We start from the raw sequence: 22852 nt of genomic DNA on the forward strand, positions 1-22852 counted from the left end.
TTTACCCCCTTGTCCCCTTGTCCCCTTGTCCCCTTGTCCCCTCATCTCCCCCTACTCACTAAGCCGCCTCTGGGGAAGCTGTTTCAGGATTTGGTAGATATTTGAGCAAAACGCCGCGATCGCCAATTATAAATCCCCGCTCTGGCTCTAAGAACACAATCTTGTACAAATTAGCCGCAACTTCTTCCACTTCACGGTCTTTTTCCCAGGTTTTGCCACCGTCGGCACTGCGTAGCAAATTACCACTACCGCCACCTACCCAAATTTCATTGGGTGTGCGATATGCCAAATCCAGTAAACCCCAACTGGTAGATAACTCTGGATATTGTGCCTCTTGCCATTCTTCAGGTTTAGTTGGGTCACTAAACTGAACTTGACCTCCTCTAGCTAGCAACCACAATTGCCCATTATCACCAAAGCCCATGTTTTCTACTCGCCGAGAACTATTGCGATTATGGGGAACCCAAGCATCTTGGCCTGGTTCCCAAGTCGAGTAGAAACTACCTTTAGCCGAAACTGCAACATACTTACCATCAGCAGAACGCTCTAAGTTACGCACCACACCCACTGCTGATTCCACCTGGGCTTTCCAGTTTTTGCCGCCGTCTGTGGTCTTATATATGGCTCCCACATTAGTAGCCATTTCCGCTGTATTGTTTGCTAGCGCCTTAACTGCGATCGGACTACCTGGTAACTTTTCGCTCAGGGGGATACGCGACCAAGAAGCACCTTCATCGGTTGTGTGTAGTAATAGTCCAGGCTCTCCGGCAATCCAGCCTTCTTTACCTGCAAAACTTACTGAGTCAAAGCGATACTTCTGCTCATCCAGTTGCAGTGTTATTGGTTTCCAGGTATTACCACCGTCATTGGTTTCCAATAGGGTGGCATTGCTACCAACTAAATAACCATGCTCAAGGTTATCAGTAAAAGCAATATCCAATAAATTTGAGTCTGTTGGCACAGAAATGACTTTCCAAGGGTTGTAGCTAACAGAGGGAACTTGGCTACAACCTATGCACATCAGGACTACTATTAACAAGGCAAATATTCGTTGCCAACCTTTGACAATTGAATGCATCAGTATTTCTTAGTTATTTCTAAATTTTTGTAGGAGTTGGCAGCCAGGATACTGGAAAATCCTGGCTTTTTCATTTTGAATTTTGTTAGCGCAGTGTCAACCCTCTGGTTGAGAGCGTTATTTGAAATTGCTTAAAGGCTGTCATTGTAAGCCGTAAAGACTGATAAAAAACAAGAAGCCAAGAGCCAAAGCACCAAAAATTAGGATATTTTTTTGGGTTGGCGTTAGGTTGTTAACACCCAAACCATAACCGAGATTTTCTTTAAAGCCGGATGCAGTACCGGCAGGGCCGATGTTGGCAAAAGCAGTCTTTTTTGCAGAACAAACTGGACAGCGCCAATTTATGGGCAGTTCTGCAAAGCTTGTCCCTGAAGCAATATCATCTTTGTCGTCTCCCTTTTCGGGTTCGTAAACATAACCGCAGGCGCGACACTCGTAGCGGTCTAACACCGTAGTCTCAACAGCTGGTTCGCTCATGGCTAAGGCCTCGCAAAGGAGAAATCTTAAATATACGTTAAAAATTATGACATAATTGTTAGACTTTTCTATCACTAGCAAAAGCGAATCAAATACCTGAAGTCCGTCTGTTTCCCAGATTTCAGAAAAACCAAACAGATATAATGTAAAAGAAAGTTACGCAGTTAAGGGATTGGGCGTTGGGTAAAACAGTTCCGAGTTCCGAAAGTTCTGAGTAAAGAAGTGAGATTCCCTACTCAGCACTCAGCACTCAGCACTCAGCACTCAGCACTCAGCACTCAAAACTCACTACTTAAAATACTCCATAAGCGGTAGATACTCATTGTGTTTGTCCTCAGCGGTTACGAGTACCTTCTAGGTTTCTTCATCATCTGTAGCCTAGTACCTGCCTTAGCGCTCTCAGCTTCCAAGCTCCTACGACCCAGTGGTTACGCCCCAGAACGTCGCACCACTTATGAATCTGGCATGGAACCCATCGGGGGAGCCTGGATTCAGTTCAACATCCGCTACTACATGTTTGCTCTGGTCTTCGTCGTCTTTGATGTGGAGACTGTTTTCTTGTATCCTTGGGCGGTAGCTTTTCACCGTTTAGGGCTATTGGCTTTTATTGAAGCGTTAGTCTTTATTGCAATTCTTGTAGTCGCTTTAGTTTACGCATGGCGTAAAGGAGCTTTGGAATGGTCTTGAATTCTAACTTAACAACCCAGGGTAAAGAACGAATCATCAACCCCATTGAGCGTACTAATGTCACTCAAGACCTTTCAGAAAACGTCATTTTGACGACGGTTGATGACCTCTACGACTGGGCGCGGCTTTCTAGTTTGTGGCCGTTGTTATTTGGTACTGCTTGCTGCTTTATTGAGTTTGCAGCTTTAATTGGTTCCCGGTTTGACTTTGACCGTTTTGGGCTAATTCCCCGTTCTAGCCCCCGCCAAGCTGATTTAATTATTACGGCAGGGACTATCACGATGAAGATGGCTCCGCAACTGGTGCGTCTTTACGAACAAATGCCAGAGCCGAAGTATGTAATTGCGATGGGTGCTTGCACAATTACTGGCGGTATGTTTAGCGTTGACTCTACCACGGCAGTGCGCGGAGTCGATAAACTGATTCCTGTGGATGTGTATTTGCCTGGTTGTCCTCCCCGTCCCGAAGCAATTATCGACGCAATCATTAAGTTGCGGAAGAAAATCTCCAACGAGTCGATGCAAGAGCGGGGTAAAATTAAGCAAACTCACCGCTATTACAGCACGACTCATAACCTGAAGCCAGTAGAGGAAATCTTAACTGGTAAGTATTTGCAGTCAGCAACTCGCTCTGCACCACCGAAGGAATTGGCGGAAGCAATAGGTATGCCAATACCACCTGCACTGCTGACAGAAAAGGCGCAAAAGGAGGAACAACCCCGTGGCTGAAGAAGAATCTAAACCAGTACCAGCAGCGAAAGAAGAAGCATTGGTACAAGCGGGTAAAGTTTCCCAATGGTTGACGGAAAATGGTTTTGACCATGAGTTTTTAGCACCAGACAAAAATGGTGTAGAGATAATTAAGGTAGCGGCAGATTTTTTGCTTCCTACCGCTACAGCCCTTTATGCTTATGGGTTTAATTATCTCCAGTGTCAAGGTGGTATTGACCTTGGTCCAGGACAAGAATTAGTGAGTATGTATCACTTGATTAAAGTCGGTGATAATAGCGATCGCCCCGAAGAAGTTCGAGTTAAAGTGTTCTTACCACGGGAAAATCCTGTAGTGCCTTCTGTGTACTGGATTTGGAAGACCGCAGATTGGCAAGAACGCGAGTCTTACGATATGTTCGGCATTATCTACGAAGGGCATCCAAATCTCAAGCGGCTTTTGATGCCGGAAGATTGGGTGGGTTGGCCTTTGCGGAAGGATTACGTCTCACCCGATTTCTACGAGTTGCAAGACGCTTATTAGAGATTGCTGAGTTTTAGCAGTAATTAACCCCTTTCCGGTGTCGGAGAGGGGTTATGTTTTTGGTGTTTCATGTCAGGGATTTCCAAAGAATAAATTTTTTTGTCAGCTTGACCCCAGTTTCATAGGTTTGAGTGACTAATTGAACAAATTGTTAGTGGCATAGTTTATTTTCTGGAAGTCCCAATTTAATCGATTGCAGCACATTAATCAAAATTTGCAGTAAGAGATATTCGGCAAGACTCAGTTAACTTTTCAGATGTGTTTAGTAAAATCATCAATCTTATTGGTCTTATTGACAAAAGTAGACCTATCTTTTTTTACCATATATTGCTGCACTCTTTATTTGATAAGCTTTTTAGCCCATTTTGTCGCCCCGTCAGCAAGCGGATATGATATTATTCCTCAATCAACTCAAAATTCACCCGTTCGTAAATATCACGCAAGGTAATTTGAAATTCGATAGAATCTAAGACTAAAACTGCATCTTCACCTTCATATTCCTTAAAAATCCATTGACCTTCTGCTTGCTTTGCAAATTGTTCTACAGCAAAACTATACTGGTCAATCATAATATATTCCTGAAAACCAGGAATTGAGCGATAATATTTAAATTTATCTGTTTTGTCATAATTTTTAGTTGAATTTGATAAGACTTCAACAATTAACAAGGGATTAGTAATAATTGTTGTACCTGTTCCCTCATAAATAGGCTTACCTTTGATGACGATTACATCAGGATAAGTATAAATGCGATGACGAGGTATTGATAATTTTACATCCCCTATGTAAATCTCATAATCTTGTCCTTGCACAGTCAGGGGAAACTTGCGACAAAAATTAAGTGCAATCTTATTGTGGTTAGTTGTCCCCCCTGTCATAGGTATAATCTCTCTATCTCTGTATTCATTTTTATATTCAGCCTTCTCTTCTAATTCCAAATATTCTTCTGGGGTGTAGCGCTTTTCTGTTTGTAAAACCATATTAATTAACTGATAAAATGGAGGAATGATTCTGTTATCAATAGCGTAACGTACCCTATTGATAGGCAAAATAAATATTTTTGTTATACAAATACGGTTGCAGACAATGTAACAATAGCGATCGCAAGCCAATACTTTTAGCCATACCCACCAGTGAACGCCCCTACCAATATCTCTGCACAAACTCAGAATCGCAAAGCCGATCACATTCGCATCTGCTTAGAAGAAGATGTTCAGTGCGATCGCATCACCAATGGATTAGAACGTTATCGTTTCACCCATTCTTGCTTACCCGAACTCAATTACAACGATATTGATATCAGTACAACTTTCCTGGGGAAGCACCTTGGCGCACCTTTATTAATTTCTTCCATGACTGGCGGAACAGAACAAGCCGCAATCATTAACCAACGTTTGGCCCAAGTCGCACAACACTACAAAATTGCAATGGGTGTTGGTTCTCAGCGAGTAGCAGTGGAAAAACCCCAGGTGGCTGATACTTTTGCTGTCCGCAAGTATGCCCCTGATGTTCTGCTACTTGCAAACTTGGGGGCTGTGCAACTTAATTACAAGTACGGCTTAGATGAATGTTTGCGCGTAGTTGATATTTTAGAAGCTGATGCCTTAATTTTACACATTAACCCTTTACAAGAGTGCATTCAACCCAAAGGTGATACTAATTTTAGAGGTTTGCTTGACAAAATTTCTATATTATGCTCAAAATTGCCAGTACCAGTGATTGCGAAGGAAGTTGGTAACGGCATTTCAGCAGCGATCGCCCAAAAACTTCTTGCCGCTGGGGTAGCAGCAATTGATGTCGCGGGTGCGGGAGGTACTTCTTGGGCAAAAGTAGAAAGCGAACGGGCAGAAAATCCCTTACAACGTCGTTTAGGGAGAACTTTTGCCGATTGGGGTTTACCGACGGCAGAGTGCATTACAACTATTAGAGCGATGTCTACGATGGTCACTGAGCCTTGTCGAAGTGCGGGCTACGCCTACGCCAAAGATGTGCCTTTAATTGCTTCGGGAGGTTTGCGTCATGGATTGGATATTGCAGCTGCGATCGCCTTGGGAGCAGATATAGCTGGTTTAGCAATGCCTTTCTTGCAAGCAGCAGCAATATCAGAGACAGCAGTAGCCGAACTCGCTGAGGTATTAATCGCTGAAATCACCACAGTCTTATTTTGTACTGGCAATGCTACCTTGTATCAGTTAAAGCACTCTGGCTGTTTACAGCGCATAGAATAAGTAAATAGGTCATTAGTCATTAGTCATTTGTCCTTTGTCATTTATAAATGCCCAATGCCCAATGCCCAATGCCCAATGCCCCATGCCCCATGCCCAATGACTAATAACTAATGCGTAATTTTATCAAACAAACTTTTGCTAGTTTAGTTGGCACTTTACTAGGACTAATTATTTTCGCTGGTCTAGGAACTACTGGACTATTCTTGCTGATTTTTGCTGCTAGCTTGTCTAAAGATACTGGGCCTTATGTGAAAAATAAGTCAGTGTTGGTTTTTGACTTGTCAATGAAAATTACTGATGGCGAACCTAGTTCAGACCAACTGTTTCAGAACACAATCTCAGGTGTCGATGAAGATAGAATGGCACTCCGCAAAGTTGTGGAAACTTTGGAAAAGGCGCGGCGCGATCCGCGCATTGTCGGGATCTATCTGGATGCAACCAACACAAGCCAAACTGGTAATGTCGGCTATGCCTCCCTGAAAGAAATTCGGAAAGCGCTTGAAGAGTTTCGCGCTGCGGGGAAAAAGATTGTTGCCTATGGCAGTGATTGGAGTGAAAAGGAATATTACGTTAGTTCAGTGGCAGATTCCATTGTCCTTAACCCTCTAGGAATGATGGAAGTCAACGGTTTGAGTTCACAACCAATGTTTTTAGCGGGAGCATTGCAGAAGTATGGCATTGGCGTTCAAGTCGTGCGAGTAGGGAAATTTAAAGGAGCCGTTGAACCATTTATTCTCAACAAGTTGAGTCCAGAAAACCGCGAACAAACTCAGAAATTGTTAGATGACGTTTGGGGAGAGTGGCGCACTGCTATAGGCGCAAGTCGGAAAATTGAACCCAATAAGTTGCAAGCGATCGCAGATAATCAGTCTTTACTAGAAGCCACACAAGCTAAAACTAACGGTTTAGTCGATCTAGTACAATACCCCGATGAAGTTGTCGCTGACCTGAAAAAGTTGACAAATAGCGATAAAGAAGATAAAACATTCCGACAAATTAGCTTGAATAGCTACGCCCAAGTTTCTGGTAAATCTTTGGGTGTAGAACGTAACTCCAAAAATCAAATTGCTGTTGTTTATGCTGAGGGCGAGATTGTCGATGGTAAAGGAGAAGATGGACAAGTAGGAGGCGATCGCTTTGCGAAAATCTTCAACAAGCTGCGACAAGATAAAGATGTGAAAGCTGTTGTATTACGAATTAATAGTCCCGGTGGTAGCGCTACCGCAGCCGAAGTCATGCAGCGAGAAGTGAAATTAACTCGTGAAGTAAAACCAGTTGTGGTGTCAATGGGTGATGTCGCCGCCTCTGGAGGTTATTGGATTGCTAGCGACTCTAATCGCATTTTTGCAGAACCAAATACTATTACAGGTTCTATAGGAGTGTTTGGGATCTTATTCAATGGGGAAAAGCTGGCCAGTAATAATGGTATTACTTGGGATTCAGTGAAAACCGCACGCTATGCTGATAGTCAAACAGTTTCGCGTCCGAAATCGCCTCAAGAGTTAGAAATTTATCAGCGCAGTGTTAACCGGATTTATAATATGTTTCTGAATAAAGTTTCTCAAGGTCGGAAACTCCCAGAACAAAAAGTAGCAGAAATTGCCCAAGGAAGGGTTTGGTCGGGTGAAGCGGCTAAAGAAATTGGTTTGGTGGATGAAATTGGTGGTTTGAATACTGCGATCGCATACACTGCCAAGCAGGCGAAATTAGGAGACGATTGGGAAGTACAAGAATATCCTCGCACTAGCAGCTTCGGAGAACGCTTTTTTGGGCGTGCAACAGAAGAGGTGCGGACTGCTTTAGGGATTGAAGGGACGCAACTCAAACAATCCAATCCCCTCACCACCGAATTCCAAAAATTGCAACAGGAAGTAGAGATTTTACAAAAGATGAACGATCCACAAGGGGTTTATGCCCGCTTGCCTTTCAACTTGAAGATTGAGTAGATATTTTTTGAGTATCAGTGGGCAACAACTGACCGAATACTACGTCAAACTAGTTTTGAGGATTTGTAGTAAGGATTTTAGTCCTTGTTTTCTCAGAGCTAAAGTCTTTGCTACGAAATTGTGTACCAATCAATTTAAAGATAGATTACTAGGACGAAGCACATGAGTTTACCTCGCCAGCCATAAACCAGCTGACATTTGCTGCTCGGATGTGTAAAGTAGTTTAAAGTCAACTACAATTTCTAACCTTTGACAGAATTTTAGATTTGGAATTTTGCTGAAGCAGCCTGGTTAAACAGTGGCTCAAGTATGGAAAAATCTAAAATTTTTTATCTAGACCCAAGTGTATTTACATAGGAATCCAATTTAAAGTCTAAAATACAAAATTGAGTAAAACATCCATCTATGGCTAGAAAAACACAACGTCTTTTACTGCTAATTGTTTCTTGTAGTATCACTGGTGTAATTTTAGGAGGTACTGCTGGTTGGGCAGAAAGTAGTCTCTGCTTGGAAGACAGTAAGGTTACAAGTGAGTGCCTAACTCAAGATCCATTCCAAAAAACTATCCAAGGAATGAGTACTGGATTGTTAGCTGGGGCTGGGGCTGCTTTTGGTGCAGTCTGGCAGTTACGCAATGAAGATTGAGCATGAACTACGACTAACCCGGAACTCCGGGTTAGATTAGGTTTTTGTACTAATTAGCCAGTGCCTCCAATTTTACTTTCGCCCAGCATAAGGTCTTAACTACCCTTTTTACACCAGAAACGGCTGAAACTCTCCCCAATAGCCATCTGATATCTACTGCTTTAATATCGATCGCCAAAGATGCGATAAATCGCCGTCTCTACAAAAGACTGATTATTGTAGAGACGGCGATTCATCGTGTCTCTTGCCTTAACCGAACAGTATTGCGTCAAAACCCAGGATCGTTGTCTAACTATGCTATGCGTTGCAGCTAACACTTCGCTGCAACAGACTGAATCGATATCTGGATTGGGATGCAAAGAACTATGCCTATGGGCGCATTTGCTTTCTTGGTAACTTATAGAGAATAATCACAAATAAAGCAGCTTTGGCATCTTCGTGCGAGAGAATAAATATAAAATATGGCGATCGCAATCGATTTTGGTACTAGCAACACAGTCATTGCTCGTTGGAACCCTGTAACCCAGCAGCCAGAAACCCTGACTCTACCAGGCTTATCAATTAAACAAAGTCTCAATCCGCCACTGATTCCCAGCTTGGTTTATGTTGAAGACGCAGCCCAAAATAAAGTCTTAGTCGGGCAACAAGTACGCGATCGCGGTTTTGACCTCAAAGGCGAAACGCGATTTTTCCGTAGCTTCAAACGCGGTATTGGTGCAGATATTCAAGGTTTCTTACCCGAACTAGATGGACAAATTGTCACCTTTGAACAAGTAGGGCAATGGTTCCTTACTCAAGTAATTGAAGAACTAGCGCCCCTAGAAGGTGGGTTAGATTCTCTGGTGTTAACCGTACCTGTAGACAGTTTTGAAGCCTATCGTCACTGGTTGGGAAAAGTTTGTCAAGCCCTCCCGGTCGAACAGGTGCGAATGCTGGATGAACCCACAGCCGCCGCCTTGGGTTATGGCTTGGCAGATCGAGAAAATCTTTTGGTAATTGACTTCGGTGGTGGTACTTTGGATTTATCCCTTGTCCGGTTGGATCAAAGCGTGCAGGCAAGCACAAAGCCCTTGGGATTTCTCCTCAAATGGGGTAATAAGTCCCTGGCTGAAGATTCAAAACAAAAAGTCAAAACTGCCCGTGTCCTGGCGAAAGCTGGGCAAAATTTGGGTGGTACTGATATTGATAATTGGTTAGTAGATTACTTTGCTAAAACTCAAGAGTTGGCGGTAAGTCCCTTGACAACACGATTGGCAGAACGGGTAAAAATTCAGCTATCAACTCAAAACCAAGCTAGTGAAGTTTATTTTGACGATGAGACATTTGAAAGTTATGAACTGGAACTAAACCGCGATACTTTTGACGATATCCTCAAAGAACACGCCTTTTTTGAGTTATTGGATGATTCGATGACCACACTGTTGCAGCAAGCAAGACGGCAAGGGATAGAACTTCCAGATATTAGTGCAGTTTTGTTAGTTGGTGGCACAGTGCAATTACCCGCAGTGCAGACATGGATTAAACAGTATTTTGAGCCAGAAAAAATCCGTTGCGAACGTCCTTTTGAAGCGATCGCTCAAGGTGCATTACAGTTAGCACAAGGGATACAAATCAAAGACTTTCTCTACCATAGTTATGGTATCCGCTACTGGGATCGCCGCAATCAGCGTCACAAATGGCATTCTTTAATTAAAGCTGGACAAGCATATCCAATGACTCAGCCAGTGGAATTAGTCTTAGGTGCTTCTGTAGAAAATCAGCCCAGTATTGAACTAATTATGGGAGAATTGGGAGCAGATACGGGTAGTACTGAAGTTTATTTTGATGGCGATCGCTTAATTACTCGCCGTCTGGACAATAGTGAAACCAGCGTCAAACCCCTCAACGATCGAGAAGGTGCGAAGACAATTGCCCAACTGACACCAACCGGATATCCTGGAAGCGATCGCATCAAAATCCTCTTTCAAGTTGATGAGCAACGCTTTTTGCGAATCACTGTTGAAGACTTGTTAACTAATGACACGCTGTTGGAAAATCAACTTGTGGCACAGTTGAGTTAATTAACTAAAAGGATTTAAAAGTGGGATACCGCAGCCATCGAAATCCCGGATGTTGCGCGTTACTAAAGTCAATTGATGAATTTGAGCAGTAGCAGCAATCATCATATCTGCTTGGGTGTGTGTTTTCCCACTTAATCTTAGTTGACCTCGCAATTCACCGGAGCGCTTGGCAATTTCAATGGTGATAGGCAATACTTGACAATTATTTCCCAAAAAGTTCTCAAACCATATTTGAATTCTAGGGTTGGGCTTGGATGTCAGTCCGTAAAATATTTCTTCAACGGTGATGGCACTCAGAACTATTGAAAAATCTCTTTCTGCCCATTTCAGTACACCAGAGTTAGGTTGAAGTTTTACTAATTCGCTGATAATATTGGTGTCACAAAGAAAAGTCATCGATGGCATCAGCGAAAGGGTTAGGACGGTCTTGGCGGGAGGGTACTTCGAGAATATAATCTTCCTCAGCAGCTATCTGACGTAGTTCTTTGAAAACCTCAGCTAAAGAAATCTTTTCGCGCTGCTTGCGCCACGTCAAAAATTCTTCAAACATCTCAGCTTCAACAACTACAGCCACCAGTTGATTTCGGTTGTAGATGAGTTGCGGTTCTTTGGTGACAGCATGAATTAGTTCGGAGAACCTCTGTTTCGCTTCTGCAATTCTCCAGTTCATCTAAAACCTCTTTTATTCATAATCATGTCTATTATAGACATAACTAATGTCTATATTCTCATCAAAAAGCATACACTTAACGACAAATGTATATTTTTAATTGCCCATTTTTAATCATCCAAAAACTTGATTGACAGTTAATGCAAGTTCAATTTCTGGTAATACAGGTAAAAAATCTTCTCCCTGGAGTAGCACTGGCTGCTGCTTTGGTAGAAATACCAAAATACTAAGGTCATCAGGGCAGTAGACTTCTTGACATTTGTCGGGTAAAGGGTAAGGGTTAAAGGGAAAAGGGATAGAATTAACATTCCCCTTTAACCTTTCCCCATTTCCCGACCTCTTGCAAAAGGCACAAATGCCAAGAGGTCTAGTATATATGAACAGGTGCGCTGACGCATAACCCACCTGTCCATACATCAAGGTAATGATTGCAGCAACGATCGATTCACGATCATTTATGCACTACTACTAAAGTTCCCGTTGAAGCCCATCTGTAAAGATTGCCAGCTTGCTTAACAGGTAAATTTACGCAACCGTGGCTGACTGGAGTGCCAAAACGGTTATGCCAATAAGCTCCGTGGATGGCATAGCCTCTGTAGAAATACATTGTGTAAGGAACGTCAGGAATGTTGTAGCCTCTGCCTCGCATCCGATGAGTACGATACTTAGAATTAATCCGAAATCTACCTATGGGTGTAGGAGTCGATCGCTTACCTCCCGAAATGCGGTATGAATGAACAAGTTTATTACCTTCCCATGCACGTAAACGTTGTTCTGACAAGTCAATTTCAATCCAGCGAGGTTGGCTAATATTATTAGTGCTGTTTTGATCTACTGAGGTGGCTGTTGCTGTAGTCGAGTTTGGTGTACCTGTTAACGGCGATGACCAAGAGAATAAAGTCATTACCATCAATGCCACGCCAGTACAAAAAGTTGCTGAAGAACGAATCCCACTGCGGCGAATCCAAGTTTGCATTATGCCTTATCTTCTAAACTACGCAAAAATCATCAAGTGAAGTAATTTTCTGGAAAACTACAAATTTCCAAAGTGACTTCTAACTTCCTGTCGAGGATTTACGCAGTTCATCTTTTATTTGTCATTTGTCATTTGTTAAATGATGACCGATGACCAATTACAAAGGACAACCTTTACAAAGAATCTGTCATTTAAATGTCTAAATGCAAACTTTCCCCGAATTCATATTTGCATTTGTAATTTCACACAGTAATTGTCAGGATTTCCGCTTATTTTTTAGGCAAATATTTAATGCCCTTTTCTATATTTTATTTCAATTTCCGTAATTACGACTCCGAATATTCCCAGCATGATTTTATGCTGGGAATCACTTAATTGTCTTGATTTGTTGTTATTTATGATTTTACCTAAATTGCCTTTTGGCTGCTTCACATATTATTTATGAATGACTATTGGTGTCCCTACGGATGCCCACTCGAATAGCCATTTAGCATGTTTAGGTGCAACATTCACACAGCCGTGGCTCACTGGAGTGCCAAATTTTTTATGCCAATAAGCTCCGTGAATAGCGTAATTACCTTGGTAAAACATTGCATAAGGAACGTTGGGAACATTGTAGTCTTCTCCCTGCATCCGGGTAGTTTTAAACTTAGATTGAACTTTAAAAGTACCGACAAGAGTAGGAGTAGCTTTTTTGCCAGAGGAAATAGCACTTCCATAAACCACTTTGTCACCTTGCCAAGCTATTAATCTTTGCTTGGAAAGATCAATTTGAATCCAGCGCTGATTTGATTGTTGTAATGTCTGAATTTTTTGTGCAATCACTTGATTTTTGGAATTCGCCCAAACTTCACTGGTTCCAGTAGTAGTAAAAACACTTAGGGACAGTACTGTACCAGTGAGAATTATTTGTAAGCGACGCACCCAGTCAGGAGAAATTTGTCTTTTCATTTTAGATACACTCACACTCAAATCATGGGGTCTTGAGAAACCGATCGGGTTTCACCTTTATTTCCCTATCTATTACTTTAATAGACGTGAATTTTGATGATTTGATTCTAAGTTAACCTAACTGTTGCATCAGGTTTTTTGCCTGAGTTGCGATCGCTGACCAATTTCTCTCTATGACAAGCTTTTGGGGAAATAATTCTCCGCTCAAACCGACAGCGATCGCTCCAGCTTGCAAAAATTCTTTGGCATTTTCTAGAGTCACGCCGCCAGTAGGAATTAAGGGAATCTCACCCAGCGGCCCTTGCAAACTTTTGATATAATCAGCCCCTCCCACTGCCTGCACGGGAAACACTTTTACACAACTAGCGCCTTGACTCCAAGCGGTAACAATTTCTGTAGGAGTCAGCGCTCCTGGTATGATAGGCACATTTTTTTCTTGTGCTGCTTGAATCATTGCCGAATCAACGTGGGGTGTAAAGAGGAATTGCGCCCCAGATGCGATCGCATCTTGTAACTGCTGCACATTAAATAGCGTACCAGTGCCAATAATACAGGCTGGTAATTGCGAACGTAGTTGACTGATTAATTCCCCAGCGCGATCGCTATTCCAGGTAATCTCAATTAGCTGCACTCCCCCAGATGCTACAGCCATTGCCATTTGTTGTCCCAGTTCCATTTGAGGGGCGCGGATAACTGCGATCGCTCGGTGTTTTTCCAACTGTGATAACCAAATTTGATTAGGCATTTTGACTAAAGATTGGAGACTAGGAGTAGGGATTGAGACTAGAGAATAGTTTTCAATCTAGTAAATACTAATTTTTAATACTAATGCCCAATGCCCCTCAAGAGTGCTGAGTAATATTAGCACAACTGTTTTGCCCTATTCCCAATGCCCTGAAAACTTGCTTATTGCATCAAGCTATGAGATATTAAATACAAATAACACAAAACCTATAGTGTTACCGTAGTTTATAATTAATACTTCAGCATTTAGGTTTAAAGGAGTAATAAAAATGACAATTGCGCGACAAAACACAGCAGCATTCTTACCCATCACGATTCACGATTCTGAAAGTGCTGATATAGCAGCTAATTTATGGAAGGTTGTGCGACTAGGTGCGAATGGCTTTTGGTGGCGCACTAAGGCATATACAACGATTCTGGGCGTTATGCTGCTAATCTTAGTAAGTCTGATTTTTCTAAGTATGCATTGGTCTTACCGCAGATTGTTGCCTTTTATCAACCATCAAGTTATTGGTAGCGATCGCGGGATAAGCAATTAAAAGTTAAAAACTAGACATGAACTTGCAAAGGGATAGGCGATCGTCTCAATCGCCTGATTTCGCTTCCTTTACATTACTTTAGAGACAGTCCCTAAAAACTCAGCTTAATTCTTCTAGTAGAGGAGAGAGCTAATTAAAAATGCATATACTGCAATTACCAAGCAATAGTTTATGTAAGCCCCTAGTTAAAGACCTACTAGGAGCTTTTTTTTAATTGACTATCTACCTCAAATGGGTCACATAGCAGCGATCGGACAACTTAGGACATTGGCATGTCACACCTATTCATAGCCGACTTGTCCTAAGCAGGATGGTAGGCGCAATATAAAAATCTAGTAGCAATTAAACTATTCCTAATGGATATTCATAATTAATTCTGATGGTAGATTAAGTCAAAAATGAAGATCGTTAATATGTACTTGTAAGTCAAAAACGTTTACCAACTTAACAACAATGAATATTCTTGCTTGGATTGTTTTAGGTCTAATTGCTGGTGCGATCGCAAAAGCTATCTACCCCGGTCATCAAGGTGGCGGAATTCTAGGAACTATATTATTAGGAATTATCGGTGCTTTTGTTGGCGGTAGTTTAGGTGTATTTTTCAGTACGGGAACTTTAACCCTAGCAGCTCCTAGTCTGAGCATTCCAGGTATTGCAGTAGCAGTTCTTGGTGCAATTGTTGCAGTCTTCTTGTGGAATTTATTAACTAACCGCAGTGCTGTATAAAAAATTGCGGTCAATCAATGACAAAGATTTAACAAATTCATTTAACTATTTTTAACTGTGAATTAAATTCAAAAAATAACGTCACCAAAAAATTACAGGTAGGCGTTATTTTTTTGATTATTTTGCAATAAAATAGTCAAAATTAGCCTTAGTAATGGGTATTCTGGCTTAGAAGGGGTTTGAAAAATCCATTAGGTATGTAAGAAAAGCCCTCAGTTTCAACACAGGTTTTGCTAAAAATTATATAGGAAGACTAGCGATCGCTAAGTGCAAACTTATCTTAAACAGTCTTAATTAGCTCTAAGAATTCCTATACCAGCTTCTCTTTCAATGTAATCTGCTAAGTTGATAAAATCTTCACGCGGGTAGCATCTTCCGCCAACTAGATCAAAGGCTAATCTACTGGCAGGATTTTCTGGATTTTCGAGTATATGTATACCCCAGTAGTAAAGTAGATCGCTAGTCCGAATACAAACTTCTTCTGGATCTATACAATGAAATTTATTATCTATCTTACTAATTTCTTTATAAGCATTAGAATAGACTTGTTTTAGAAGTTTTAAGCGCTTAATACCAGGGTCTTTAAAGTTGTTAACTAATACAAATAAATGAGCTAAATTATTGATTTCACGTATTTCTTTAACAGTATCTTGAATAACTTTACCGTGCTTACTTATTCCCAATGGATTGAAGGTTGTTGGGATAATACAATAATCTAATCGCTTAACTAGCTCTGAGGGATTACGCTCTAATGCTGGTGAGCAATCACAAATTACTATTTGACAGTCACGGGCAGCATCTTCATCCCAATCATTTCCATCAAAAACTTGAATAGTTGTACCTACTCCTTTAGGATTGGGAACAAAAACCCCATCACCTACTAATTTTTGCAGATTTTGTTCCGGGTCTAAATCCACAAGTGCTACATTAAATCCTTGCAGTGCTAATGCTCCTGCTAAATGACCTGCTACAGTTGTTTTTCCTACTCCGCCTTTACAGGTAAAAACTCCAAAGTAAACTTTTTTTTGAGGTTCTGGCGGAGGGTCAGGATTAATTGGGCCATCAATCCCAACCAGCTTATTTTCATGGGCAATCCCACAGCGAACTTTAGTATCTTTACCCCAAGTTCTAATTAATGCCAATGCTGGGCCACCAAATCCTTTTGTAGTTATGAACCAACCAAAATTAAATTTTTTGCCTTCATCAGAATCTAAAAAGTCAGCAAACTTTAAAAGCTGTGGCGCTGTCACGTTGCTTTTTAGCCATTTTACCTGAACAACACCAACTAGGTTTCCTTTTTTAACCACTAGATCGTAGCCAGGTTGATTAGTCTTTGCAGTTTCAACTGTCCAATCTGCTTTATGGATCAATTTTGCTACGTGCTGCTCAAAGTGGGTAAAATCCTGGATAAATTGTGGCTCTAATAATGACGACATAAACAGCTTTAGGTGTTTTGGTTAAATGTGGTAATATGTAATACAGTATACTCTACCAAAATCAACCCTGACCGTATAGTTGATTTATATACGTAACATGAATCACTATCTCTCTGTCTTTGAAAGAAAAAACCATACTCTGACATAAATTAACAGCAAAGTTACGTCTGATTTTAACTGAGTATAAATACTCTAAAATATACAGCTTTCATAAAATTTCCAATAAGTTGCACTGGTCGCTACACACAAATAAACAATGTTCAGTTAAGCTGTAAGCGCTATGATTGAGCTTTATTGAACGTCTTATGCATTGGTTATTATCTGGGCCGTTAAGTATAGAAGCATTGACGGTTAACATTGCAGGTTTGCCTGCATCGTTACAAGGTAAGAAGCTGGTGCAGTTGTCAGATTTTCACTACGATGGTTTGCGGCTGTCGGAAGATATGCTGGAAAAAGCGATCGCACTTACTAACAAAGCTGAACCAGATTTAATTTTATTAACTGGTGACTACGTAACTGACGATCCCACACCAATTCACCAACTGGTACTTCGACTCAAACATTTGCAAAGTCGCAGTGGTATCTATGCTATCCTTGGCAATCACGATATATATAAACACGCAAAAGCAGAAGTTACAGAAACCCTTACTAGCATTGGAATTCACGTCCTTTGGAACGAAATTGCCTATCCACTAGGAAAAGAATTACCACTCGTTGGACTGGCTGATTATTGGTCACGGGAGTTTCACCCCGCACCAGTTATGAACCAGCTAAATCCCGACACACCCTGCATAGTTTTATCCCATAACCCAGATACTGCGGAGATATTACAAGCATGGCGAGTCGATTTACAATTATCTGGTCATACTCACGGTGGTCAAATCTTGATTCCCGGAATTGGCCCTGCGGCGTTGTTTTACGAAAAGCTTGTAGAAAAAATACCTAGAAAAGTGCGGCGTCGAGTCCCATTTTTGGAAGAAAATGTTTCTGTAGTCAGACATTGGGAATGGGCACAGGGTTTGCATCGGCTAGGAAAAAATCAACTATATGTCAATCGTGGTTTGGGAACTTACCTCCCAGGACGCTTATTTTGCCGCCCAGAAGTTACTATAATCACGCTACAAGGTGAGTAGGTAATTACCAAATTTAACAAAAAAGAACGCAATTTCAGCAGGTATTCTGGCTAATGAGTGCCTGCAAACTTAGACATAACCTGCTACTCTCATCGCCAAAATTAAATCAGCAAAATTAAATCAATGAATTAATTGTATCTGAAGTAGATGACATAAATTATTGCATTTTATCAAGTTACATTTTGATTTTTGGTAAGCTGTAAGCGCTGGTATGAGGAGTATCGGTTAACTTATGCATTGGTTGTTTACGGGACATTTAAGAGTAGATAAAATAACGGTTAAGATTGCAGAACTTCCTGCATCTTTACAAGGTACAACATTAGTACAGTTGTCAGATTTTCATTACGATGGTTTGCGACTGTCGGAAGAGATGTTAGAAAAAGCGATCGCACTTACTAATGAAGCTGAACCAGATTTAATTCTATTAACTGGTGACTACGTAACTGACAATCCCACACCAATCCATCAATTGGTGCTTCGACTCAAACATCTGCAAAGTCGCTGTGGTATCTACGCCGTACTTGGGAACCACGATATCTATTACAGCCACTCCAAAGCAGAAGTTACACAAGCGTTAACCAGCATTGGGGTACATGTGCTTTGGAATGAAATCGCTTATCCACTAGGAAAAGAATTACCATTGATAGGACTAGCTGATTATTGGTCGCAGGAATTTTACCCTGCACCAGTAATGAATCAACTAGATTCGCTTACACCGCGCATCGTTTTATCTCATAACCCAGATACAGCCAAGATATTGCAACAATGGCGCGTAGATTTGCAACTATCTGGTCATACCCACGGTGGTCACATCGTCATTCCGGGCATTGGCCCTCTAGTACTCTATTACAAAAAGCTACTTAAACAAATTCCCAAAAAATTGCGGCGTTGGGTGACATTTTTATTAGGAGACTGCTCGAAAGTAGTTCGATATTGGGAGTGGGCGCAAGGGTTTCACAAGGTGGAAGAAAATCAACTATATGTCAATCGTGGTTTAGGAACTTATAAACCAGGACGTTTATTTTGTCCGCCTGAAGTGACTGTAATTACTTTAATTAGTCATTAGTCATTGGGCATTGGTCTAAATAAAGGACAAATGACAAATGACAGAAACCGCCTGAAGCTACGATGGATAAATCTCAATAGCTTGCGGCGGTTTCTTGAAGATTGAAGAATTCAGAAATGACTAACTCAAAATAAGGTGGACAGTATTCGCGATCGCTTTATTCAAAATTGCACATCCTTATATTCCAACTAGGCAGGCATTTTCTGGCTGTGCGTTCTAAAACCTCCAAAACAACTCATTGAACTTAAGGCAAAAACACATTCAACGGATGTCACAACCAAGGATAGCGATCGCAATAAGATTAGAGCAGGAGGCACAGGCTCTAACTTGAAACTTTTTGTTTAACTTTTAACCTGTTTGTACCTTGGTCTTAATCTAGCATTGTGTTTGTTTAGCTACAAGACACCTTTACTAAACTTGAATCCCATTAATTTATCGCAACAATTCAGAAATATTGCTTAAAATTTGTCCCACTTGGTAATATTGGCATTCACGCCAACATTACCAAGTGGGCTGAAAGTTCAGAAGGCGTTATTGGCCAGAACCGCCTGCGGTAGAAGAATCGCTATTAGATGTACTGTTTGACTGGTCTACTCCTTGAGGTGTAGTACTTTTAGAGGTGTCACTTTTTGTACTAGGAGCAACAGTATTAGTAGAACTATCGTTCTGCGAAGCCGGAGTATTAGTAGTTGAACTCGTCGCCGGACTTTGTGTCGCTTTAGGGGCTGACTGGGTTACAGAAGGTGCTTTTTCTGCCGCAGGCTGCTGGGGTGGAATAGTAATGTTAATATCCGGTTGGCGAGGTGCAGACGGAGGTGTAACTTGCTGTTGGGGAACAGGAACAGCAACAGGTACAGGTACTTCCCTAGTTCTTTCTTCGATTATCGTCTTTTGTGGTTGAGGAGATGCACTGGGAGTTGGCTCGCTCTTACTTGGTACAGGAACCACGACCGGCACAGCATTGTTAACTGCTGCATTATTCTGCTGGTTGAAGTACCAAACCCCACCTATAACTAAACCAAGCAGGGAAGTAATGATAATACCCAACAGCAACCCACCACTAGCATTGTTTTCATCACGTTGGGCTAAATCTGCTTGCTGGTAGCTACGCTCAACATTTCGACCATGTACGTAACCGCTAGTGTAAGAGCTGGGATTAGTTGTATTGTTCTTGACTGTTTCACTAGTTTGTGTCAAATGGGTTTGAGTATTGCCATTAATATCAGTGTAAGATTCTTGTCTAACTTCACTATTTTTGATTTCGCGTTCATTGGGAATAGACATAGCCGTTGATTTAACTCCTCAGATTAAGATATTGACGAACTAAAGCTTTGTGAAAACAAAAGGTTTTAATGAACTGAAAAATATATGTTGCTGATAAATATTGAGTTTTATTTGCTACTCAACTGTTGGTAATCTCAGAATAACCTCTGCCCTCAAACAAATGGCTCTATCTCCAGGGAGTTAATACTTAATCTTTAGAGAGTTAATACTTAATCAACAGAAAGAGTATCCCAAAGATGGATGTTATTTAACTGTCAGTTAATGGATCGATCGAAAAATCTAGCAATTTGCTTCAATTCTCTAAGTAGCTAGACGTAAATAAATTAAAGTTTGTAGTAAAGACTTTAGTCCTATAATCCTTTCTTTGAGCGATGAATCGCTCACTACGAACTAGGATTTTACTTTATGTTTAATTATGTCTACCTACTTAAATTTTTAATTTATTGTTAGATATCGCATCGCCAAAGCTTGATAGTCATATCTCGACTACCGCTAACCAAAGTTTTGCCATCAGGACTGAAAGCAACAGAGTTAACCCAATCTGAATGGTTATCCAAAGTGTAAAGTTCTTGTCCCGTGTTAACATCCCATATCTTCACAGTACGATCTGCACTACCGCTAACAAGATGCTGACCATCGGGACTAAAAGCGATCGCACAAATATAGCTGCGATGTCCGGCAAGAGTGTTAATTAGCTTACCTGTACTAATGTCCCATAGCTTGATAGTTTGGTCATAACTGCCACTAGCTAAAATTTGCCCATCAGGGTTAATAGCAACACACATCACCCAACCTGAATGTCCGTTGAGAGTTTGCAGCAGTTTGTTACTCTTCAAATTCCACAGCTTAATGGTATTATCCGCACCGCCACTGACAAAAATCTGTTGTTTTGGGCAAGTGGTAAGGGAATAAATGAAGGAAGAATGACCTTTGAGGACTTGCAGTAATTGTCCTATTTCTATATGGGAAACCTTTATATAGCGTTTCCCTATCTAATGAAGTACACTTAATCAAATAAAGCTGTGTATCTTAGTTAAGGATGAAAGTGAAAGCATATTCCCTCGATTTACGTCAAAAAATACTTGATACATATTTGTCAGGTGGAATATCACAACGTCAGTTAGCAAAAAGATTTTGTGTAACTTTAGGCTTTATTGAGAAACTACTTAAACGATATAGAGAAACAGGAAGTATCGCGCCTAAAATCAGGACGCAACAAACTCCACCAAAGCTAAACGAAGAACAATTTAATGTTCTTAAAGAAATAGTAGAAGCCAAGAATGATGCCACCTTAAAAGAGATTCGGTCAGAACTCAAAGAAAAGACAGGGATAACCATTGGTATTTCTACAGTAGATAGAATGTTACAGAAGATGGAAATCAGCTTAAAAAAAAACATTGCACGCCACGGAAAAAGAAACTGAAAGAGTTCAATTATTAAGAGTCCAGTTCTGGCTGCAAATTCACTTAATACCTGCGGGGAAATTGATATTTCTCGACGAAGCCGGAGCTAATCTATCTTTGATAAGGCACTCCGCTCGTTCCCAAAAAGGTAAAAGAGCGCATGGTACTCGACCTCAAAAACGTAGTAAAAATGTCTCGATAATCGGTGCAATTGGTCTTCAAGGCGTAATTAGCCAATATAGCATTTTAGGCGCAACTGATGGTCTGACATTTCAGGCTTATATTTCTCAAAAATTAATCCCAAAACTTAAAAAAGGTAATTATGTAATTATGGACAATTGCTCAATTCATAAAGGCGGAGATATTGAACAATTAATTGAGGCTGCCGGAGCTAAATTGATTTATTTACCACCATACTCTCCTGATTTCTCCCCGATTGAAAATTGTTGGTCTAAGGTTAAGAACATACTACGTTCTCTTGGTGCTAGAAGTTATCCAGATTTAGCAGAAGCCATTGAAACTGCTTTTAACCAAGTTTCTTTGAATGATATTCATAATTGGTATACCCACTGTTGTTACTGTACTTCACTAGACTGAGAAACGGTATAGTAGTGTCTGTACCGCCACTCAAGATAGTTTGACCATCTGGACTAAAGATTACAGAAAAAACTGGGGTTGAATGTACTTTCAGGGTCTTGAGTAATTTACCTGTAGATACTTGCCAAATGACTATGCTGCTATCATCACTGCCACTAACCAGAGTTTGGCTATCTGGGCTAAAGGCTAGGCATCTTACCCATTTGGTATGACTAGTGAGAGTATGTAGTAATTTCCCTGTGTCGAGATGCCAAATCTTGATAGTATTATCACTACTTCCACTAGCCAAAGTTTGTCCATCTGGACTGATTGCAGTTGTAAAAACCCAGTTTAGATGAGTTAGGGTGTGTACACATTTCCAGGGTGAAGGTTGAGACTGTGATTCAGGTGGTGGCGTTGGTGGCTTTGGCGGTTGCGATATCGGTTGGGGTGGTGGTGGCGGCGTTGGTGGCTTTGGCGATGCTTTTTTCTGTTTCAGTTCCAGTTCTCTGGCATTTTTAAAATCTGACTTGGCTCTATTTTCATATCCTAGTTTCGAGCAAGCAAGCCCTCGGTATTTGTAGGCTTCAAAATAGTTGGGGTTGAGACGAATCGCTTGGGTAAAGTTTTCAATTGCTTCAGTATATTTTCCTTTTTGAGCTTTCTCCATGCCCAATTTGTAGAAACTTTCAGCATTAGATGCAGTGAAATCAATTTTGGTAAAAGTGGAAGCAGATTGATTTGTCTGATTTGGCTGATAAGACTTTAATCTTGCATAAGCTTGATTGATTTCTTTGATTTTTTTTTCTGCTTCTAGCTTTTGCTGCGGTTCAATAAAACAATCTGGATGCCAAGTCTTAGCCATCTGGCGGTAAGCTTGCTTGACCTCATCAGCAGATGCACCTGGTTTCAACCCAAGAATATCGTAAACATGATTTATATCAAAGCGATCGCTCATACGATGAATACTAAGAAA

Annotated in this window: 25 protein-coding genes; 12 read left to right on the plus strand and 13 right to left on the minus strand. The window is 40.9% G+C overall.

Annotation, left to right across the window (positions count from 1 at the left end):
- Positions 1–58: 58 nt before the first annotated feature.
- Together ACR5KR_RS09550 and ACR5KR_RS09555 are read right to left on the minus strand one after the other, a co-directional pair.
- A complete protein-coding gene (locus ACR5KR_RS09550) occupies positions 59–1078 on the minus strand; it encodes a photosynthesis system II assembly factor Ycf48 (RefSeq protein ID WP_448266316.1) in 1020 nt (339 codons plus the stop codon).
- A 141-nt stretch (positions 1079–1219) separates the two neighbouring features.
- Positions 1220–1555, minus strand: a complete 336-nt coding sequence (locus ACR5KR_RS09555; protein WP_094348032.1) for a rubredoxin — start codon at positions 1553–1555, stop codon at positions 1220–1222.
- A 324-nt stretch (positions 1556–1879) separates the two neighbouring features.
- On the opposite strand from ACR5KR_RS09555, the gene ndhC reads away from it, so the two are divergent.
- The 3 genes from ndhC to ACR5KR_RS09570 are packed head-to-tail and all read left to right on the plus strand — an operon-like array spanning position 1880 to position 3493.
- Positions 1880–2242, plus strand: a complete 363-nt coding sequence (gene ndhC / locus ACR5KR_RS09560; protein WP_012411797.1) for a photosynthetic/respiratory NAD(P)H-quinone oxidoreductase subunit C — start codon at positions 1880–1882, stop codon at positions 2240–2242.
- A complete protein-coding gene (ndhK, locus tag ACR5KR_RS09565) occupies positions 2233–2970 on the plus strand; it encodes a photosynthetic/respiratory NAD(P)H-quinone oxidoreductase subunit K (RefSeq protein WP_445626780.1) in 738 nt (245 codons plus the stop codon). Before ndhC ends, ndhK begins: the two co-directional genes overlap by 10 nt.
- Positions 2963–3493 carry an NAD(P)H-quinone oxidoreductase subunit J gene (locus tag ACR5KR_RS09570; RefSeq protein ID WP_322693831.1) on the plus strand — a complete coding sequence of 177 codons (531 nt, stop codon included), beginning with the start codon at positions 2963–2965 and terminating at the stop codon, positions 3491–3493. Before ndhK ends, ACR5KR_RS09570 begins: the two co-directional genes overlap by 8 nt.
- A gap of 395 nt (positions 3494–3888) precedes the next feature.
- On the opposite strand, the gene ACR5KR_RS09575 is transcribed toward ACR5KR_RS09570, so the two are convergent.
- The gene (locus ACR5KR_RS09575; RefSeq protein WP_448266317.1) at positions 3889–4473 is read right to left on the minus strand and encodes a Uma2 family endonuclease; all 585 of its coding nucleotides are present in this window, start codon (positions 4471–4473) and stop codon (positions 3889–3891) included.
- A 153-nt stretch (positions 4474–4626) separates the two neighbouring features.
- On the opposite strand from ACR5KR_RS09575, the gene fni reads away from it, so the two are divergent.
- From fni to ACR5KR_RS09590, 3 genes are all read left to right on the plus strand, one after another.
- The gene (gene fni / locus ACR5KR_RS09580; protein ID WP_448266318.1) at positions 4627–5721 is read left to right on the plus strand and encodes a type 2 isopentenyl-diphosphate Delta-isomerase; all 1095 of its coding nucleotides are present in this window, start codon (positions 4627–4629) and stop codon (positions 5719–5721) included.
- Positions 5722–5831: 110 nt separating this feature from the next.
- The gene (gene sppA, locus ACR5KR_RS09585; RefSeq protein ID WP_448266319.1) at positions 5832–7667 is read left to right on the plus strand and encodes a signal peptide peptidase SppA; all 1836 of its coding nucleotides are present in this window, start codon (positions 5832–5834) and stop codon (positions 7665–7667) included.
- A gap of 405 nt (positions 7668–8072) precedes the next feature.
- Positions 8073–8312 carry a hypothetical protein gene (locus tag ACR5KR_RS09590; RefSeq protein ID WP_104909601.1) on the plus strand — a complete coding sequence of 80 codons (240 nt, stop codon included), beginning with the start codon at positions 8073–8075 and terminating at the stop codon, positions 8310–8312.
- A gap of 161 nt (positions 8313–8473) precedes the next feature.
- On the opposite strand, the gene ACR5KR_RS09595 is transcribed toward ACR5KR_RS09590, so the two are convergent.
- Positions 8474–8671 (minus strand): hypothetical protein, encoded by a 198-nt coding sequence (locus ACR5KR_RS09595; RefSeq protein WP_448266320.1) that lies wholly within the window; start codon positions 8669–8671, stop codon positions 8474–8476.
- A gap of 102 nt (positions 8672–8773) precedes the next feature.
- Between ACR5KR_RS09595 and ACR5KR_RS09600 the strand changes: the two genes are divergently transcribed.
- A complete protein-coding gene (locus ACR5KR_RS09600; protein ID WP_448266321.1) occupies positions 8774–10372 on the plus strand; it encodes an Hsp70 family protein in 1599 nt (532 codons plus the stop codon).
- Here ACR5KR_RS09600 and ACR5KR_RS09605 read toward each other — a convergent pair whose 3' ends face one another.
- The 5 genes from ACR5KR_RS09605 to ACR5KR_RS09625 form a co-directional block, all read right to left on the minus strand.
- Entirely contained in the window at positions 10373–10777 is a 405-nt protein-coding gene (locus tag ACR5KR_RS09605; protein WP_448266322.1) for a PIN domain-containing protein, read from the minus strand. It abuts the gene before it with no gap.
- Entirely contained in the window at positions 10752–11042 is a 291-nt protein-coding gene (locus ACR5KR_RS09610; RefSeq protein ID WP_445626772.1) for a type II toxin-antitoxin system prevent-host-death family antitoxin, read from the minus strand. The genes ACR5KR_RS09605 and ACR5KR_RS09610 overlap by 26 nt, the downstream gene beginning before the upstream one ends.
- Before the next feature lie 451 nt (positions 11043–11493).
- A complete protein-coding gene (locus tag ACR5KR_RS09615; protein WP_445626771.1) occupies positions 11494–12018 on the minus strand; it encodes a L,D-transpeptidase in 525 nt (174 codons plus the stop codon).
- A gap of 435 nt (positions 12019–12453) precedes the next feature.
- Positions 12454–12969 (minus strand): L,D-transpeptidase, encoded by a 516-nt coding sequence (locus tag ACR5KR_RS09620; RefSeq protein ID WP_448266324.1) that lies wholly within the window; start codon positions 12967–12969, stop codon positions 12454–12456.
- Positions 12970–13081: 112 nt separating this feature from the next.
- Entirely contained in the window at positions 13082–13714 is a 633-nt protein-coding gene (locus ACR5KR_RS09625) for a bifunctional 4-hydroxy-2-oxoglutarate aldolase/2-dehydro-3-deoxy-phosphogluconate aldolase (protein WP_448266325.1), read from the minus strand.
- Between the two features lie 268 nt (positions 13715–13982).
- Here ACR5KR_RS09625 and ACR5KR_RS09630 point away from each other — a divergent pair, with 268 nt between their 5' ends.
- Together ACR5KR_RS09630 and ACR5KR_RS09635 are read left to right on the plus strand one after the other, a co-directional pair.
- Positions 13983–14252 (plus strand): hypothetical protein, encoded by a 270-nt coding sequence (locus ACR5KR_RS09630; protein WP_448266327.1) that lies wholly within the window; start codon positions 13983–13985, stop codon positions 14250–14252.
- 453 nt (positions 14253–14705) lie between these two features.
- Positions 14706–14978 carry a GlsB/YeaQ/YmgE family stress response membrane protein gene (locus tag ACR5KR_RS09635; RefSeq protein ID WP_445626767.1) on the plus strand — a complete coding sequence of 91 codons (273 nt, stop codon included), beginning with the start codon at positions 14706–14708 and terminating at the stop codon, positions 14976–14978.
- 290 nt (positions 14979–15268) lie between these two features.
- On the opposite strand, the gene ACR5KR_RS09640 is transcribed toward ACR5KR_RS09635, so the two are convergent.
- Positions 15269–16414 carry a nucleotide-binding protein gene (locus ACR5KR_RS09640; RefSeq protein ID WP_448266329.1) on the minus strand — a complete coding sequence of 382 codons (1146 nt, stop codon included), beginning with the start codon at positions 16412–16414 and terminating at the stop codon, positions 15269–15271.
- Positions 16415–16719: 305 nt separating this feature from the next.
- On the opposite strand from ACR5KR_RS09640, the gene ACR5KR_RS09645 reads away from it, so the two are divergent.
- Positions 16720–17547: a metallophosphoesterase gene (locus ACR5KR_RS09645; protein WP_448266331.1), complete on the plus strand. Its 828-nt coding sequence runs from the start codon at positions 16720–16722 to the stop codon at positions 17545–17547.
- Positions 17548–17779: 232 nt separating this feature from the next.
- Positions 17780–18613 carry a metallophosphoesterase gene (locus ACR5KR_RS09650; protein WP_445626764.1) on the plus strand — a complete coding sequence of 278 codons (834 nt, stop codon included), beginning with the start codon at positions 17780–17782 and terminating at the stop codon, positions 18611–18613.
- Positions 18614–19144: 531 nt separating this feature from the next.
- Here ACR5KR_RS09650 and ACR5KR_RS09655 read toward each other — a convergent pair.
- On the minus strand, positions 19145–19897 hold the full coding sequence (locus ACR5KR_RS09655; RefSeq protein ID WP_448266332.1) for a hypothetical protein: 753 nt from the start codon (positions 19895–19897) through the stop codon (positions 19145–19147).
- 446 nt (positions 19898–20343) lie between these two features.
- Positions 20344–20889, minus strand: coding sequence for a WD40 repeat domain-containing protein (locus ACR5KR_RS09660; RefSeq protein WP_448270146.1), 546 nt, complete (start codon positions 20887–20889; stop codon positions 20344–20346).
- 53 nt (positions 20890–20942) lie between these two features.
- On the opposite strand from ACR5KR_RS09660, the gene ACR5KR_RS09665 reads away from it, so the two are divergent.
- Positions 20943–21897, plus strand: a protein-coding gene (locus ACR5KR_RS09665; protein ID WP_448270148.1) for an IS630 family transposase whose coding sequence is annotated in 2 segments (ribosomal slippage) — positions 20943–21286 and positions 21285–21897 — 957 coding nt in all. Because the reading frame shifts where the segments join, the coding sequence is not laid out codon by codon here.
- On the opposite strand, the gene ACR5KR_RS09670 is transcribed toward ACR5KR_RS09665, so the two are convergent.
- Positions 21827–22834 (minus strand): DnaJ domain-containing protein, encoded by a 1008-nt coding sequence (locus ACR5KR_RS09670; protein WP_448266333.1) that lies wholly within the window; start codon positions 22832–22834, stop codon positions 21827–21829. The two genes, ACR5KR_RS09665 and ACR5KR_RS09670, sit on opposite strands and share 71 nt — an antisense overlap.
- Positions 22835–22852 lie beyond the last annotated feature (18 nt).

This window comes from Nostoc sp. DSM 114159 (assembly GCF_053470285.1).